The organism is Rhizobium sp. IBUN (assembly GCF_000510625.1).
Lineage (GTDB): Bacteria > Pseudomonadota > Alphaproteobacteria > Rhizobiales > Rhizobiaceae > Rhizobium > Rhizobium altiplani.
In genome coordinates this window covers 65,011-80,295 of the sequence record NZ_AZNV01000007.1, presented here as the reverse complement: position 1 = coordinate 80,295, position 15,285 = coordinate 65,011, and the positions used below count along the sequence as shown (strand labels likewise).

General features: G+C 60.6%; 12 protein-coding genes. 6 read left to right on the top strand and 6 right to left on the bottom strand.

What is annotated here, in order from left to right:
• Window positions 1–14: 14 nt before the first annotated feature.
• The 3 genes from RHIBUN_RS0109125 to RHIBUN_RS0109115 all read left to right on the top strand — a co-directional run bounded on the left by RHIBUN_RS0109125 (window position 15) and on the right by RHIBUN_RS0109115 (window position 2,917).
• On the top strand, window positions 15–1,076 hold the full coding sequence (locus tag RHIBUN_RS0109125) for an ABC transporter ATP-binding protein (RefSeq protein WP_025659339.1): 1,062 nt from the start codon (window positions 15–17) through the stop codon (window positions 1,074–1,076).
• A gap of 149 nt (window positions 1,077–1,225) precedes the next feature.
• Entirely contained in the window at window positions 1,226–2,560 is a 1,335-nt protein-coding gene (locus tag RHIBUN_RS0109120) for an MFS transporter (RefSeq protein ID WP_025659338.1), read from the top strand.
• Between the two features lie 51 nt (window positions 2,561–2,611).
• Window positions 2,612–2,917 (top strand): NIPSNAP family protein, encoded by a 306-nt coding sequence (locus RHIBUN_RS0109115; RefSeq protein WP_018116403.1) that lies wholly within the window; start codon window positions 2,612–2,614, stop codon window positions 2,915–2,917.
• Window positions 2,918–2,983: 66 nt separating this feature from the next.
• Here RHIBUN_RS0109115 and RHIBUN_RS0109110 read toward each other — a convergent pair whose 3' ends face one another.
• The 5 genes from RHIBUN_RS0109110 to RHIBUN_RS0109090 form a co-directional block, all read right to left on the bottom strand.
• The gene (locus tag RHIBUN_RS0109110; RefSeq protein ID WP_018116402.1) at window positions 2,984–3,985 is read right to left on the bottom strand and encodes an ATP-binding cassette domain-containing protein; all 1,002 of its coding nucleotides are present in this window, start codon (window positions 3,983–3,985) and stop codon (window positions 2,984–2,986) included.
• Between the two features lie 12 nt (window positions 3,986–3,997).
• Window positions 3,998–5,080 (bottom strand): Gfo/Idh/MocA family oxidoreductase, encoded by a 1,083-nt coding sequence (locus RHIBUN_RS0109105; RefSeq protein WP_018116401.1) that lies wholly within the window; start codon window positions 5,078–5,080, stop codon window positions 3,998–4,000.
• Window positions 5,077–5,919 carry a carbohydrate ABC transporter permease gene (locus tag RHIBUN_RS0109100; RefSeq protein WP_018857125.1) on the bottom strand — a complete coding sequence of 281 codons (843 nt, stop codon included), beginning with the start codon at window positions 5,917–5,919 and terminating at the stop codon, window positions 5,077–5,079. Before RHIBUN_RS0109100 ends, RHIBUN_RS0109105 begins: the two co-directional genes overlap by 4 nt.
• Before the next feature lie 10 nt (window positions 5,920–5,929).
• Window positions 5,930–6,877, bottom strand: a complete 948-nt coding sequence (locus RHIBUN_RS0109095; protein ID WP_018116212.1) for a sugar ABC transporter permease — start codon at window positions 6,875–6,877, stop codon at window positions 5,930–5,932.
• A gap of 187 nt (window positions 6,878–7,064) precedes the next feature.
• Complete coding sequence (locus RHIBUN_RS0109090; protein ID WP_025659337.1) at window positions 7,065–8,324, bottom strand: ABC transporter substrate-binding protein; 1,260 nt, start codon at window positions 8,322–8,324, stop codon at window positions 7,065–7,067.
• Window positions 8,325–8,846: 522 nt separating this feature from the next.
• Here RHIBUN_RS0109090 and RHIBUN_RS0109085 point away from each other — a divergent pair.
• From RHIBUN_RS0109085 to RHIBUN_RS0109075, 3 genes are read left to right on the top strand one after another with little or no spacing between them, the layout of a single operon-like run.
• Entirely contained in the window at window positions 8,847–9,731 is an 885-nt protein-coding gene (locus tag RHIBUN_RS0109085; protein WP_025659336.1) for an N-acetylglucosamine kinase, read from the top strand.
• Window positions 9,728–10,492, top strand: a complete 765-nt coding sequence (locus RHIBUN_RS0109080; RefSeq protein WP_018857128.1) for a GntR family transcriptional regulator — start codon at window positions 9,728–9,730, stop codon at window positions 10,490–10,492. Before RHIBUN_RS0109085 ends, RHIBUN_RS0109080 begins: the two co-directional genes overlap by 4 nt.
• Before the next feature lie 49 nt (window positions 10,493–10,541).
• Complete coding sequence (locus tag RHIBUN_RS0109075; RefSeq protein WP_025659335.1) at window positions 10,542–11,417, top strand: protein phosphatase 2C domain-containing protein; 876 nt, start codon at window positions 10,542–10,544, stop codon at window positions 11,415–11,417.
• An 89-nt stretch (window positions 11,418–11,506) separates the two neighbouring features.
• On the opposite strand, the gene metH is transcribed toward RHIBUN_RS0109075, so the two are convergent.
• Window positions 11,507–15,280, bottom strand: coding sequence for a methionine synthase (metH, locus tag RHIBUN_RS0109070; protein WP_025659334.1), 3,774 nt, complete (start codon window positions 15,278–15,280; stop codon window positions 11,507–11,509).
• Between the last annotated feature and the right edge of the window lie 5 nt (window positions 15,281–15,285).

Below are 15,285 nucleotides of genomic sequence, written 5' to 3'. Positions count from 1 at the left end.
GGTATCTGGTTTTCATGGCCTTTCTCGAACTCGCAAACCTCAAGAAATCCTTCGGCAACACGCAGGTCGTGCATGACTTCAACATGCAGATCGAGAAGGGTGAATTCATCTCTTTCCTTGGCCCGTCGGGCTGCGGCAAGACGACTGTCCTGCGCATGATCGCGGGCTTCGAAACGCCCTCCGCCGGCCGCATCGCCATCGGCGGCAAGGAGCAAAACAATCTGAAGCCGAACAAGCGCAACATCGGCATGGTCTTCCAGGCCTACGCGCTGTTTCCCAACATGACCGTGCACGACAATGTTGCCTTCGGCCTTAAGGTCGCCGGCACGCAGCCTTCGGAGATTGACGCTCGCGTCAAGGAAATGCTCGGGCTGATCAAGCTCGACCACCTCGCGGATCGCTATCCCTATCAGCTCTCCGGCGGCCAGCAGCAGCGCGTGGCGCTTGCCCGCGCGCTGGCAGTCCGGCCGCAGGTCCTGTTGCTCGACGAGCCGCTGTCTGCCCTCGACGCCAAGATCCGCGTGTCGCTGCGCGAGGAAATCCGCGCCATCCAGCAGAAACTTGGCATTACCACCGTCTTCGTGACGCACGACCAGGAAGAAGCCCTCTCGATCTCCGACCGCATCGTCGTCATGAACGCCGGTCGCGCCGACCAAATCGGAACGCCGTTCGAAATCTACAACACGCCGGCTACGCGCTTCGTCGCTTCCTTCGTCGGCACGCTCAACATGATCGAGGCGAAGGTTGTCGACCCCTCGGCCAACCGTATCCAGATCGGTGACCAGGGCGTGACGCTGAAGCAGTCCGTCGCCGCCTTCAAGGCGGGTGATACGGTCTCGCTGGCCCTGCGTCCGGAGGCAGGATCGCTGGCCGAGAGCGCGCCATGCGACACGAAGCTGACCGGTCAGGTCGTATCCGCCCACTTCCTTGGTTCTGTCATCCGCACGCGCATGAACGTCGGCGGCAATGTCATTTCCTTCGACATGTTCAACAGCCCGGGCGTAATCCCGCCAGCGGCTGGCGAGACCGTCACGCTTCGCTTCATGGCAGCCGACCTCCTTGTCATCCGCGATTGATCGCGGCAGCGCCACACTCACGTTTGCGGCTTTGCCACACTTTCCTCCGCATTTCCGGCGCCCCACTCTACGGCGCCGGAAATTGCTTGAAAGTGCGACCTCGATGCGCAACGACGGCTGAAGCATTTTTATTCAGCAAAGTCAGCATCATGTCCCCTACCACAACAGCCGTACCGCCCCGCCGCCTCACCTCGCAGGATTTCCGCACCCTTGGCCTCTCGGCCCTCGGCGGTGCGCTTGAGTTCTACGACTTCATCATCTTCGTCTTCTTCGCGGCGGTGATCGGCAAGCTGTTCTTTCCGACCGATATGCCGGAGTGGCTGGTGACCATCCAGACCTTCGGGATCTTTGCCGCCGGCTATCTGGTTCGCCCGCTCGGTGGCATCGTCCTCGCCCATTTCGGCGACCTCTTTGGCCGCAAGCGCGTTTTTGCTTTCTCGATCCTGCTGATGGCGCTCTCAACGCTCGGCATGGCGGCGATGCCGACCTATGCTACCATCGGCGTTGCCGCTCCAATCCTCCTTGTGCTCATGCGCATTCTGCAAGGCGCGGCGATCGGCGGTGAAGTTCCCGGCGCCTGGACCTTCGTGGCCGAACACGTCCCCTTCCGCCGCGTCGGCTTTGCCTGCGGCTTCCTCTGCTCCGGCCTGACCCTCGGCATCCTGCTCGGATCCTTCATCGCGACGATCATCAACTCCGTCTTCACGCAAGATGATGTCGCCGCCTATGCATGGCGCATCCCGTTCTTCCTCGGCGGCATCTTCGGCCTCGTTGCCGTCTACCTCCGCCGCTGGCTGCAGGAGACGCCCGTCTTCGCAGAAATGAAACAGGCCCGCTCGCTTGCGCCGGAACTGCCGCTGAAGGCCGTGCTGCGCGACTACCCGCGTGGCGTCATCATCTCCATGCTGCTGACTTGGATCCTGTCGGCCGGCATCGTCGTGACGACACTGATGACGGCAACCTTCCTGCAGAAGCTCTATGGCTACACCGCGCAGCAGTCGCTTGCCGCCACCAGTTTCGGCACGCTGTTCCTGATCTTCGGAACTGCCGCCGCCGGCGCGATCGTCGATCGCGTTGGCTCAGGCCGCTTCTTCGTTGTCTCAAGTATCTTCTTTGGTGCTGCGACCTTCGCGTTCTACAGTTATGCCGCCGTTTCGCTGACCGTTCTTTTCGTGCTCTATGCGATCATGGGGCTATCGGTCGGTATGGTTGGAGCTGTGCCCTACGTAATGGTCCGCGCCTTCCCGGCCCGCGTTCGCTTTAGCGGCCTCTCCTTCTCCTACAACGTCTCTTACGCGATTTTCGGCGGCCTGACGCCTCTTGCAGTCGCATCGCTGCTGCCAATCAATCCGATGGCTCATGCCTACTACCTGCTCTTCATCGCCGCCCTCGCCTTCGTGCTAGGGCTCTATCTGATCGCCAAGGGAGACAGCGTCGAGGCAGACGTCGGCATCGAGGAACTCACCGAGCGCCTCGCCGCCTAGCTGTCGGAGGCGTGTGGCCGCCGTCCGGCTTTGCTTCAAAGGAATGCTTCAATGATTACCTGCTATCTGCGTTACACGATCGACCCACACAAGGTGGCCGAATTCGAGGAGTATGCGCGCCTCTGGATTCCGATCGTCAATCGAATGGGAGGCACGCATCACGGCTATTTCCTGCCGTCCGAGGGCGCGAACAACATTGCCATTGCGCTGTTTTCGTTTCCGAGCCTCGCGGCCTACGAAGACTATCGCACGCGCATGGCAAGCGAACCCGAATGCCAGGCCGCGTTCGATCTCGACAAACGAAATCGCAGCATCATCAGCTACGAGCGCAGTTTCATGCGCCCTGTCCTTGGCTGATCGATAGAAATGGAAAGCCCCGCTCTATGGCGGGACATGGCGGGGCTTTCAGTTTGAAGTCGGGCTCTAGCGGATTGCCTTGTCATTGGCATCGAACCGATGCATGTGGCCCGTGTCCGGCGTCGCATAGACGATCTCATCCGGCTCGTACTTGTGCTCCCCGAAGAGCCGCGCCGTGATCAAGCCGCACTGCTCGGATTCGAGATAGATGATCGTGTCCGCGCCGAGATGTTCGACGTGGACGACCTTCGCCCGCCATGTGCCCTGCTCGCGCGAAAGGGTCAGATGCTCCGGGCGCACGCCGACGGTCTTTGCGCCCGCGTCTCCAACCTTGTCACCCGGAATGAAGTTCATCATCGGCGAACCGATGAAGCCCGCAACGAAGGTGTTTTCGGGACGGTTGTAGAGCTCCATTGGCGAGCCGACCTGCTCGATCGCACCGGCGTTCAACACCACGATCTTGTCGGCGAGCGTCATCGCCTCGACCTGGTCGTGGGTGACATAGATCATCGTTGCCTTGAGGCTGCGGTGCAGACGCGCGATCTCAAGACGCGTCTGAACGCGCAAGGCTGCGTCGAGGTTCGACAACGGCTCATCGAAGAGGAAGAGCGCCGGCTCGCGCACGATCGCGCGGCCAATAGCAACGCGCTGGCGCTGACCACCGGAAAGCTCCGCCGGGCGCCGCGCCAGATAAGGCTCAAGCGACAGCATCGAGGACGCCTTGGTCACCCGCTTGTCGATCTCATTTTTCGGCGTGCCGGCCTGCTTCAAGCCGAGGCCCATGTTGTCCTTGACCGTCAGGTGCGGGTAGAGCGCATAGGATTGGAACACCATCGCGATGCCACGCTTGGCGGGAGGCGTCAGCGTCTCTTCCTTGCCATTGATGAAAACGGCGCCCGAGGTGACATCCTCCAATCCCGCAATGCTGCGCAGGAGGGTTGACTTGCCGCAGCCCGAAGGTCCGACAAAAATGACGAACTCGCCGTCCTTGACCTCTAGGTCGATGCCCTTCAGCACCTCATGCGTGCCGTAGGTCTTGCGGATGGATTTGAGTTGAAGCGATCCCACTAGTCGTAATCCTTACAGTTTGACCGGCTCTTGGAGCTTGACGGCTTGGCCGGTACGCACGCTTTCGTCGGCGGCGAGGCAGATGCGCAGCGAAGCGACGGCGTCTGCCATGTGGCGGTTAAGGTCGATATCCTCGCGAATGGCCTTCAGCATGAAGGCCTGCTCGCGGTCGCAGAGTTCCTGATGGCCTGGTTCTCCCGCCATCGTTATGTCCTGGTCCGGCCGTATGAACTTGCCGTCGGTTCCTGTCTCCGCCGTGTGCAGGCGAATGACCGAAGTCTTGGTGTGAGCGTCGATATCGTCGGACTTGGCGTTCGGATCCATCACGATCGAGACCGATCCCTTCGGCGACATGATGTCCTTCACGAAAAACGCCGTCTCGGAGATCATCGGGCCCCAGCCGGCCTCGTACCAGCCGACTGAACCATCCTCGAAAAGCACCTGGAGCTGGCCGTAATTATACATATCGGGCGCGATTTCGTCCGATAGACGCAGTCCCATGCCGCGCACTTCCACCGGTTTAGCGTCCGTGATCTGGCACATGACGTCGACATAATGCACACCGCAATCGACGATCGGAGAGGTCGTCTGCATCAACGACTTATGTGTTTCCCAGGTCGGACCGCTGGACTGCTGATTGAGATTCATGCGGAACACATACGGCCCACCGAGCTTGCGCGCCTCTTCGATCAGCCGCATCCAGGATGGATGGTGGCGAAGGATATAGCCGATCACCAATTTCCGGCCGGCCTTCTTCGCCGCCACCACGACGCGCTCCGCATCCGCAACGGTTGTTGCGAGCGGCTTCTCGACGAAAACGTCGCAACCAGCCTCGAAGGCAGCGACCGCATAGTCCGCATGCGTGTCCGAATAGGTGCAGACCGCACAGAGATCCGGCGTCAATTCGGCAAGGGCTGCCTTGAAATCCGAATAGATCTTGTAGCCCCGTAGTTCCTCCGGCAGATCAGGCGTCGAGCGATTGACCAGCCCGACAATCTCGAAACCGGGATTGTTGTGATAGGCCAGCGCATGGCTGCGTCCCATGTTGCCGAGGCCGGCGACGAGAACGCGGATTGGCTTGTCGGACGAACTCACTTGACCGCTCCCGAAGTGATGCCGCGGATGAGCTGCCGCGAGAAGATGACGTAGAGAACGAGGATCGGCAGGATCGCCAGCGAAAGCGCGGCAAGCACGGCGTTCCAATTGGTCACGAATTGCCCAATGAAAATCTGCGACCCGAGGGTGACGGTCTTCGTCGCCTCAGCGGGCGCCAGGATCAGCGGGAACCAGAGATCGTTCCAGATCGGGATCATCGTGAAGACAGCAACCGTAGCCATTGCCGGGCGCACCAACGGGATGACGAGCCGGAAGAAGATCGCATATTCCGACAACCCATCGATGCGGCCGGCATTCTTGAGGTCGTCGGAGACGGTCCGCATGAATTCCGACAGGATGAAGATCGCCAGCGGAATGCCCTGCGCAGTGTAGACGAGGATCAGCGCCGTCAGCGTGTTCACGAGACCGGCGGCCACCATGCCCTGCAGGATCGCGACCGTACCAAGGCGGATCGGGATCATGATGCCGATCGCCATATAGAGGCCGGTCAACGTGTTGCCGCGGAAACGGTATTCGGAGAGCGCGAAGGCGGCCATCGCGCCGAAGAGCAGCACCAGCGCGATCGAAACGATGGTGACGATGAAGCTGTTCTGGAAGTAAGTGGCGAAATCACCCTGCCCCAGCACTGTTCGATACCCGACAAGACTGAAGGTCGAGGGCGTCGGCACCTGCAGCGGCGAGCGGAAGATCGCGTTACGGTCTTTGAACGAGTTGATGATCGTCAGGAACACTGGAAAGATGGCAACCAGCGTATAGCCGATGAGCGCCAGGTGGACGAAGCTGGTGCGGATGGGGGATGTGCGTGCTCTGTTGGACATGGCACACTCCTCAGAACTGGTACCGGCGCATGCGCCGCTGGATGGCAAAAAGGTAGAACGACACGCCGGCGAGGATGATCAGGAACATCACCGTCGCGATCGTGGCGCCCATCGAGCGGTCGCCAAGCTGAAGCTGGAAACCGAAGAAGGTGCGGTAGAGGAGCGTACCCAGGATGTCGGTCGACATATCAGGCCCGGCAAGTGCGCCCTGCACGGTGTAGATCAGGTCGAAGGCGTTGAAGTTGCCGACAAAAGTCAGGATCGAGATGATGCCTATGGCGGGCAGGATGAGCGGTAGCTTGATCTTCCAGAACTGAGCCCAGCCGGTGATGCCGTCGCATTCGGCAGCTTCGATCACCTCTTCCGGGATACTGAGCAGCGCAGCGTAAATCAGCATCATCGGAATGCCGATGTACTGCCAATTCGAGATCAGCGACACGGCAATCAGCGCCGACCCGGACTGCCCTAGCCACGGCGCGAACAGGCTCTTCATGCCGACAAGGCTCATCAGCCACGGGGCAACGCCCCAGATCGGCGAAAGGATGAGCTTCCAGATGAAGCCGACGATCACGAAGGAAAGCAGCGTCGGCAGGAAGATTGCGGTGCGGTAGAACGCGACGAACCGCAGCCGTGGCGTCGACAGAAGCGCCGCCAGCGCGATGCCGATCGGGTTCTGCACGCACATGTGAATGACGAAGAATATGAAGTTGTTGACCAGCGCGTTCCAGAAGTCGTGTGCCCAGCGCGCATCGCCAAACAACACCTTGTAGTTCGCGAGCCCGACGAAGACAGGCGCACCGTCGACAGTGTTGTAGAACGAAAGCCTCAGCGTTTCGATCAGCGGCAGGATCATGATCGCCGAATAAACGACAAATGCCGGGAAGAGAAAGACGCCGACGTGCCAGCGCACAGGGCGCTTTATGGGAACAACATCGACAGCGGATTCGGCTACGCTCATGGCTTTTGCCTGTTCTTCTTAGCTGCACCTATGGCGCAGCGCGTCTGACACAACGGGCAGAACGCCCTTTCCCTCTAGTCATCTCCCCGCCCTTCGGCTTTCGAAGACGGCGGGGAGAAAAAGAGCGGATACGAAATTGGCTTTGAGCCGGGATGAGGGACGGCTAACGCCGCCCCTCACATCTCAATCACTTGGCAGGCTTGAACCAGCTGTCGAGGCCGTCCTGCAGCTTCTTGGCGGCATCGGCTGGCGTCACGGTGCCGTTGACGACGTTCGCCGAAGCAACCCAGGTTTCGTTTTCGAGGTTCGGCGTACCACGCGACAGAATCTGGTACGTCGAGCGGATCGTCGACTTGAACGGGCCGCGCCAGGAAACGAATTCCTGGGCCAGCGGATCAGCCATCTTCACCGGCGTCGAGTTCAGGCTGAAGAAGCCCGGCAACGAGTTGGCGTAGATTTCGGCGAATTCCGGCGAGGCGACCCAGGTGAGGAACTTCTTGGCTTCCTCGGCATGGGTGCTCTTGGCGTTCAGGCCGACAGCGATATCCGGATGGTCGGAGATGTAGCCCTGGTCGCCAGCTTTCGGAACCGGCGGCGGGAAAGCGCCCATCTTGAACTGGGCCTGGCTGTTGAACAGCGAGATTTCCCAGGAACCGGCCGGGTAGATGGCGGCGCGGCCGAGCGTAAAGAGGTTCTGGCTGTCCGAATAGGTCTGGGCTTCGAAACCGTCACCGAGATAGGGCTTCCACTTGGCGATTTGTTCGAAAGGCTGGACCCATTCCGGATCGGTCAGCTTCTGCTTGCCTGAGATCAGCGCCAGACGACCGTCTTCGCCCTTCCAGTAGTTCGGACCGATGTTCTGGTAGCCCATGGTTGCGGCTTCCCAGAGATCCTTCGTGCCCATGGCGAGCGGAATGTAGGTGCCGTCCGCCTTGATCTTGTCGAGGGCGGCGAAGAATTCCTCTTCGGTCTTCGGAACGGAGATGCCGAGCTTGTCGAAGGCATCCTTGTTGTAAATGAAGCCATGGATGACCGAGGCCATCGGCACACAGAAGGTGGACTTGCCGTCATCGGTTGTCCAGGCGGCCTTGGCGACGGGCGAGAAGTTCTCCATGCCCGGCAGGCTCGTCAGATCGGCGAGCTGCTTCTTATCAAAGATTCCGAGCGAAGGGTCGAACGGCCGGCAGGTGATGATATCACCGGCGGAGCCGGCATCGAGCTTGGCGTTCAGCGAAGCGTTGTACTCGGTCGGCGCGGTCGGCGAGAAGACGATCTTGATGCCGGGGTTCTTGGCTTCGAACGCCGGGATAATCTTTTCCTGCCAGATCTGCAGGTCGTCGTTACGCCAGCTCTCGACCGTCAGCGTAACGTCGGCGGCATGAGCAAAGCCCACTGATGTCAGCAGGCTGGACGCCAGCAGGAAGCCTCTAAGTGCGGTGTTCTTCATTTCCCTCTCCTGTTTTATGCGCCGGTGAGGCGCTGTTCCTGACCTGAAACCAGCGTTCGCGTGAATGAGGTGACACGCAACGCCACTCGAGAGCCGTCAGCAGCTGCCGGCCCGAAAGCTCAAAATCGGCGCGACAGATAACACCTGTCGACCAGACGGCGCACCCGAACAAGAAACCGATCCGGCGCAGCCATGAAAGGGAAAGCTGACGGCAAATGAACGGATCGAGAGCGACGGCGTCGCTACGGCCGGATCTGCATTTCATCGAGTGATCCGGCTTATCTCTATCCTGCCGTTTATCGCTGCTCGATGCGCTGTTCCCTTGAGTTGAATTAAGGCCAAAAAAATACCAATTGTCCAGCCGATTTTAACACTCGAACGACAGAAAAGTCGTCAAAAAAATTTTATTCATAAAAATCATATAGATAAAAAGATGATTTTTCGCCACGCTTTTGACTTGGTAAATGGTATTTTTTTGGTATTGTAGTGAAAACAAGCGGAATGGGCGGATTTGGTGGTTCAATGACAGAACTTGCGATCGGCATTGACGGCGGAGGCTCCAGCTGCCGCGCCGCAGTCACGGATGCGACAGGGCGCATTCTGGGCCGTGGCACGGCCGGCCCGTCGAACATCCTGTCCGACCTCGAAAACTCGCTGCTCAACATCGTAGCGTCAGCCGAAAACGCGTTGAACGACGCCGGCCTTTCCTCTGAAACCGTTTCCAGCGTCTCTGCCGTCGTCGGCGTCGCCGGCGCGAATGTGGGCGACTATGCCGAACGCATCGAGCGTGCCCTGCCTTTTGCCCGGCGCCGTGTCGTAACAGATGCGACGACGGCACTCCAAGGAGCGCTCGGCGATTCCGACGGTGTGATTGGAGCGTTCGGAACGGGCTCGGTCTACAATGCGCGCCGCAACGGAAAGCTCTACGGCATTGGCGGCTGGGGATTCGTCATCGGCGACCAGGCTAGTGGCGCTCGCCTCGGCCGGGACCTGCTGGAGCAGTCTTTGCTGGCCCATGACGGGGTGCGCCCCTCCTCCCCGGTCACCCAGACCGTCATGGCTGAATATGGCGACGATCCTGAGCGCGTCGTCGAGTTCGCCCACGTCTCCCGCCCGAATGACTTCGCCCGCTACGCGCCCGTTGTGTTCGAGGCCGCTGCCAAGGGCGACTCGGTCGCGACGGCGATCGTGCAGAACGCAGCAGCCTCGATCGGCGAGAGCCTGGATGCGTTGCTCTGGCCGGAATGCGAGGTGATCTGCCTGTTGGGCGGACTGGCAAAGGCCTATCGTCCATGGCTTGCTGAACGTCACGCTGTCCTGCTGCGTGAGCCGAAGGGCGACGTCCTGCAGGGCGCCATTGATCTCGCAGTGAAGTTTCTCCACGAGGAAGGAAGAGGCGCGGCATGACCGACGATTTTGCAAGCCTCCTTTCCCCCGAACGTCTTCAAGCCGGCGGCACAGGCCCGCTTTATGTAAAGCTGCGCCGCACGCTGGAAGATGCCATTCGCACTGGCACGCTCAGTCATGGCGATGCCCTGCCGCCTGAGCGCGACATCGCGGAACTGGCGACCGTCAGCCGGGTGACCGTGCGCAAAGCGATCGATGAGCTTGTCGCGGACGGGTTGCTCATCCGCCGCCACGGTTCCGGCACCTTCGTGACAAAGCCGGTATCGAAGGTCGAACAGCGCCTCTCGCAGCTCACCTCCTTTACGGAGGATATGGCCCGTCGCGGCATGACCTCCCGCTCCGAATGGCTGCACAAGGGCATCCACACGCCCTCTCCCGACGAAATGATGATTCTCGGTCTCGCGACCGATGTCAGGGTCTCACGCCTCAGCCGATTGCGCATCGCCGACGACCAGCCGCTGGCCATCGAAAATGCCAGTGTTTCCGGCGAGTTCCTGCCCGATCCTTTCGTGGTGACAACGTCGCTCTATGAGGAGCTCGAGCGTCGCCAGGTCCGGCCCGTCCGCGCGGTGCAGAGAATTTCGGCGACCAACATGAAAGAGGTCGATGCTCATCTTCTCGGCGTTCCCGTCGGCGCCGCAGGGCTGTCGATCGAGCGTATTTCATACCTTGGTTCGGGACGCGCGGTCGAATTCACCCGCTCGCTCTACCGCGGGGATGCCTATGATTTTGTCGCCGAACTGACGATCGGTCCGTCGTGATTCCTTGTCGCATTGAATGGACGGCAATGCCCGTCTATTGATGGCACCCATGACAAGTCGCATCACGATCCTCGACACCATCTCCGATCCCGGCAATCCCGCAAAGCCGAACGACGACAGCTTCGGCCATAACGACGCCTGCGCTTTCGTAATCGACGGTGCGACGGGCCTCGGCGATCGCCAATATATGGATGAGGAAGGTAGCGACGCCGCCTGGATCGCCCAGCACTTCGCCCGTGGCTTTCAGGATCGGATTACCCGTGACAGCAGCGTCTCGGAGATTGCTCGCAGCCTGTCTCTGGCAGCCCGCACGGAGTTCTTAGCCCACAACGAGAGCGTCCCACGCTACGCGTGGCCGCTGACCGCCTTTGCCATGTTGCACCACACGCGCGACGGTTTCCACTTCGTCGGCCTTGGCGACTCCTGCCTCTTTCTGTTGCAGGAAGACGGCTCGGCAGCGATGCACATGGCGATTCCCGGTGCCTATGAGTATGAACAGAACCAGGCGCGAAAGCACATTGCACGCACGGGCGGCATTACCAAGGAAGGTGGCGCGCTCGGCAATTCCGAAACGCTCGCCCTATTGCGCCAGCACCGAGAGCGCCAGAACACGCCGGCAAGCGGCGTCTGGACCCTCGGCCTCGTGCCGGAGGCGGCCGATCATCTGGTTTCAGAGCGGCTGGATATCAGGCGCAAAGCGCACGCCATCGTCTGCAGCGACGGTTTTTCAGACCTCGCGGTCCTTTACGCGACCTATGATTCTACAAGCTTGGTGCGCACTGCACTCGCCAAGGGTCTGCGACCGATGCTCGACGAACTTCGGCGCTTCGAACGCGCGATTGATCCCGAAGGGCTCCGCTATCCACGCTACAAGCAGAGCGACGACACCACGGCGTTGCTTGTCGAGTTGACACCCAGCGCCTGAGGCGATTTTCGATTCAGATTCAGCGCATTGCGACCAAGAGCTGAATCAATCCATCTGGTCCTTGAATCAAATACTGAAGACGCCGCCGATCAGGCAGCGTCCTCGATTTCCTCGTCACGCTTGCGCGGTACGTAGTTGAGGACCGGTCCAAGCCAACGTTCGACCTCGGCTACGTCCATGCCCTTCCGGGCTGCGTAGTCCTCGACCTGGTCCCGCTCCACCTTGGCGACGCCGAAGTAGTAGGATTCGGGATGGCCGATGTAGATGCCGGAGACAGACGAACCCGGCCACATCGCATAACTCTCGGTGAGCTGCACGCCGGCAGCCTTTTCGGCATCGAGCAGAGCAAACAGCGTCTTCTTTTCGGTGTGATCGGGCTGCGCCGGATAGCCCGGCGCCGGACGGATACCGGCATATTCCTCGCTGATCAGCTGCTCGTTGGAGAAATGCTCATCCTTGGCATAACCCCAATATTCGCGACGAACCTGCTCGTGCATGCATTCCGCAAAGGCCTCCGCGAAGCGATCGGCCAGCGCCTTCAGGAGGATCGACGAATAGTCGTCGTTCGCACGTTCGAAGCGTTCCGCGATAGCGATCTCTTCGATACCGGCTGAAACGACGAAGCCGCCGACATAGTCGTGAATGCCGCTGTCGGCTTGCGCCACGAAGTCCGACAATGCGACGTTCGGCCGGCCATCGCGCTTCGAAAGCTGCTGGCGCAGCGTAAAGAAGGTGGCAAGCTCCTCCTTGCGGCTATCGTCCTTGAACAGCCGGATATCGTCGCCGACCGCGTTCGCCGGCCAGAAGCCGATGACGGCGCGCGGGTTGAACCACTTCTCGTCGATGATCTTCTTCAGCATGGCCTGCGCGTCGGCCCACAGCGCGCGAGCCGCCTCGCCCTGCTTTTCGTCTTCGAGAATTGCCGGGAACCGCCCACGCAGCTCCCAGGTCTGGAAGAACGGCGTCCAGTCGATGTACTTGGCGATCTCGGCAAGATCGTAGCCGTCGAATACCTTGGTGCCGAGGAAGCTCGGCTTTGTCGGCTTGTAGGCCGCCCAGTCGACCGCAGCGGCATTTTCACGGGCACGTGCCAGCGGCAGGCGCACCTTCTCCGCCTCGCTGCGGGCGTGCGCTGCAGCGACCTTCGCATATTCGGCGCGGATGTCGGCCACATAACCGTCGCGACCTTCAGGTGACAACAGCGAGGAAACGACGCCGACCGCGCGGCTGGCATCCGTCACATAGACGGTCTGGCCCTTGTTGTAGCCCGGGTGGATCTTGACCGCCGTGTGGACACGGCTGGTCGTCGCGCCACCGATCAAGAGCGGCAGGTCCAGTCCCTGACGTTCCATTTCAGCGGCGACATGCACCATTTCGTCGAGCGACGGGGTAATCAGGCCGGAGAGGCCGATGACATCCACCTGCTCGGCGACGGCAGTCTCGAGGATCTTCGTTGCCGGCACCATGACACCGAGATCGATGATCTCGTAATTGTTGCAGGCGAGAACGACACCGACGATGTTCTTGCCGATATCGTGGACGTCGCCCTTCACGGTCGCCATCAGGATCTTGCCGGCAGCCTTGCGCTCGTCGCCGCCGTTCAGTCGCTTCTCCTCTTCCATGTAGGGAAGGAGTACCGCGACCGCCTGTTTCATCACGCGCGCCGACTTGACGACCTGCGGCAGGAACATCTTGCCGGAGCCGAAGAGATCGCCGACCACGTTCATGCCGGCCATCAGCGGGCCCTCGATGACATGCAACGGCCGCTCCGCTTGCTGACGGGCTTCCTCGGTGTCGGCTTCGATATATTCGGTGATACCGTTGACCAGCGCATGCTCCAGCCGCTTTGCGACCGGCCATTCGCGCCAGGTGAGATCCTGCACCTTCGCTTCCCGGGTGCCGGCACCACGATAACGCTCTGCCACTTCAAGCAGCCGCTCGGTCGCGTCGGCGCGGCGGTTCAGCACGACGTCTTCGCAGGCTTCGCGCAGCTCCGGGTCGATATTGTCATAGACCGCCAGCTGACCGGCATTGACGATGCCCATGTCCATCCCCGCCTGGATGGCGTGGTAAAGGAACACGGCGTGCATCGCCTCGCGCACCGGCTCGTTGCCACGGAACGAGAAGGACAGGTTCGAGACGCCGCCCGAAATATGCACCAGCGGCATCGTCTTACGGATCGTCCGCGTCGCCTCGATGAAGTCGACGCCATAGTTGTTATGCTCCTCGATGCCGGTCGCGACAGCAAAGACGTTCGGATCGAAGATGATGTCCTCAGACGGGAAGCCCGCCTTTTCAGTCAGGATCTTGTAGGCGCGCGTGCAGATCTCGACCTTGCGCTCGTAGCTGTCTGCCTGCCCCGTCTCATCGAAGGCCATGACCACGACGGCCGCGCCATAAGCGTGCAGCAGCTTCGCCTGCGCCAGGAAGTTCTCTTCGCCTTCCTTGAGCGAGATCGAGTTGACGATCGGCTTACCCTGGACACGCTTCAGGCCGGACTCGATGATCGAGAACTTCGAGGAGTCGATCATCACAGGCACGCGAGCGATATCCGGTTCGGCGGCGATCAGGTTCAGAAACTCGATCATCGCCTTTTCGGAATCGATCAAGCCCTCGTCCATGTTGATGTCGATGATCTGCGCGCCGTTTTCAACTTGGTCGCGTGCCACATCGAGCGCTGCCGTGTAGTCGGCATTGGTGATCAGCTTGCGGAACTTGGCGGAACCCGTGACGTTGGTGCGCTCACCGACGTTGACGAAGGGAATGTCCTTGGTCAGCTCGAACGGTTCGAGACCCGACAGCGACATGAAGGGGCGATGCTCGGGAATCGGGCGCGGCTTGTACTTCGCCACCACCTCAGCGATCGCCTTGATATGTTCAGGCGTCGAGCCGCAGCAGCCGCCAACGATGTTGACGAGGCCTTCGCGTGCAAACTCGTCGATCTGCGCCGCCATCAGTTCCGGCGTCTCGTCATACTGGCCGAACTCGTTCGGCAGGCCAGCATTCGGATAGGCGCAGATGAAGGTATCGGCAACGCCCGACAGCTCCTGCAAGTGCGGACGCATGGCGTTGGCGCCGAGTGCGCAATTCAGGCCGATCGTAAACGGGTTGGCGTGCCGCACCGAGTTCCAGAACGCCGACGGCGTCTGGCCGGACAGGGTACGGCCAGAAAGATCGGTGATCGTGCCCGAGATCATGACCGGCAGGCGGATGCCCTTCGCCTCGAAGCGCTCCTCGCAGGCAAAGATCGCGGCCTTCGCATTCAAGGTGTCGAAGATCGTCTCGATGAGGATGATATCGGCGCCACCATCGATCAGGCCGTCGATCTGCTCGCCATAAGCGATGCGCAGGTCGTCGAAGCTGACGGCGCGGAAGCCCGGATTGTTGACGTCGGGCGAAATCGACGCGGTGCGGTTCGTCGGGCCGATGGCACCGGCGACGAAACGACGACGGCCGTCCTCGCGCTCAGCACGGATCGCGGCGCGGCGCACGATCTCGGCGCCCTCCTTGTTAAGCGCATAGACTTCGCCTTCCATCGCATAGTCGGCCTGTGCGATGCGGGTCGACGAAAAGGTGTTGGTCTCCAGAATATCGGCGCCGGCCTTTGCGTATTTGTAATGGATCTCTTCGATCGCATCCGGCTGCGTCAGGATCAGCAGGTCGTTGTTGCCCTTCTGATGGCAGGCACAACCGATGAAGCGATCACCACGAAAATGGTCTTCGTCGAAGCCAAGCCCCTGGATCTGCGTGCCCATGGCGCCGTCAAGAACGAGGATACGCTCACTGGCAGCTTTCTTGAGCGCCGCAAACACTTCGCTACCGTCGCGCTTTGTCCCTTCGGGACTAAACAGAGTATCAAACACGGGCG

What these genes read in the sequence shown, in the direction of transcription:
- RHIBUN_RS0109080 (WP_018857128.1), top strand. Translation starts at nt 9,728, where the DNA reads ATGACCGACGATTTTGCAAGCCTCCTTTCCCCCGAACGTCTTCAAGCC.
- RHIBUN_RS0109095 (WP_018116212.1), bottom strand. Translation starts at nt 6,877, where the DNA reads ATGAGCGTAGCCGAATCCGCTGTCGATGTTGTTCCCATAAAGCGCCCT.
- RHIBUN_RS0109075 (WP_025659335.1), top strand. Translation starts at nt 10,542, where the DNA reads ATGACAAGTCGCATCACGATCCTCGACACCATCTCCGATCCCGGCAAT.
- RHIBUN_RS0109115 (WP_018116403.1), top strand. Translation starts at nt 2,612, where the DNA reads ATGATTACCTGCTATCTGCGTTACACGATCGACCCACACAAGGTGGCC.
- RHIBUN_RS0109120 (WP_025659338.1), top strand. Translation starts at nt 1,226, where the DNA reads ATGTCCCCTACCACAACAGCCGTACCGCCCCGCCGCCTCACCTCGCAG.
- RHIBUN_RS0109100 (WP_018857125.1), bottom strand. Translation starts at nt 5,919, where the DNA reads ATGTCCAACAGAGCACGCACATCCCCCATCCGCACCAGCTTCGTCCAC.
- RHIBUN_RS0109090 (WP_025659337.1), bottom strand. Translation starts at nt 8,324, where the DNA reads ATGAAGAACACCGCACTTAGAGGCTTCCTGCTGGCGTCCAGCCTGCTG.
- RHIBUN_RS0109085 (WP_025659336.1), top strand. Translation starts at nt 8,847, where the DNA reads ATGACAGAACTTGCGATCGGCATTGACGGCGGAGGCTCCAGCTGCCGC.
- RHIBUN_RS0109125 (WP_025659339.1), top strand. Translation starts at nt 15, where the DNA reads ATGGCCTTTCTCGAACTCGCAAACCTCAAGAAATCCTTCGGCAACACG.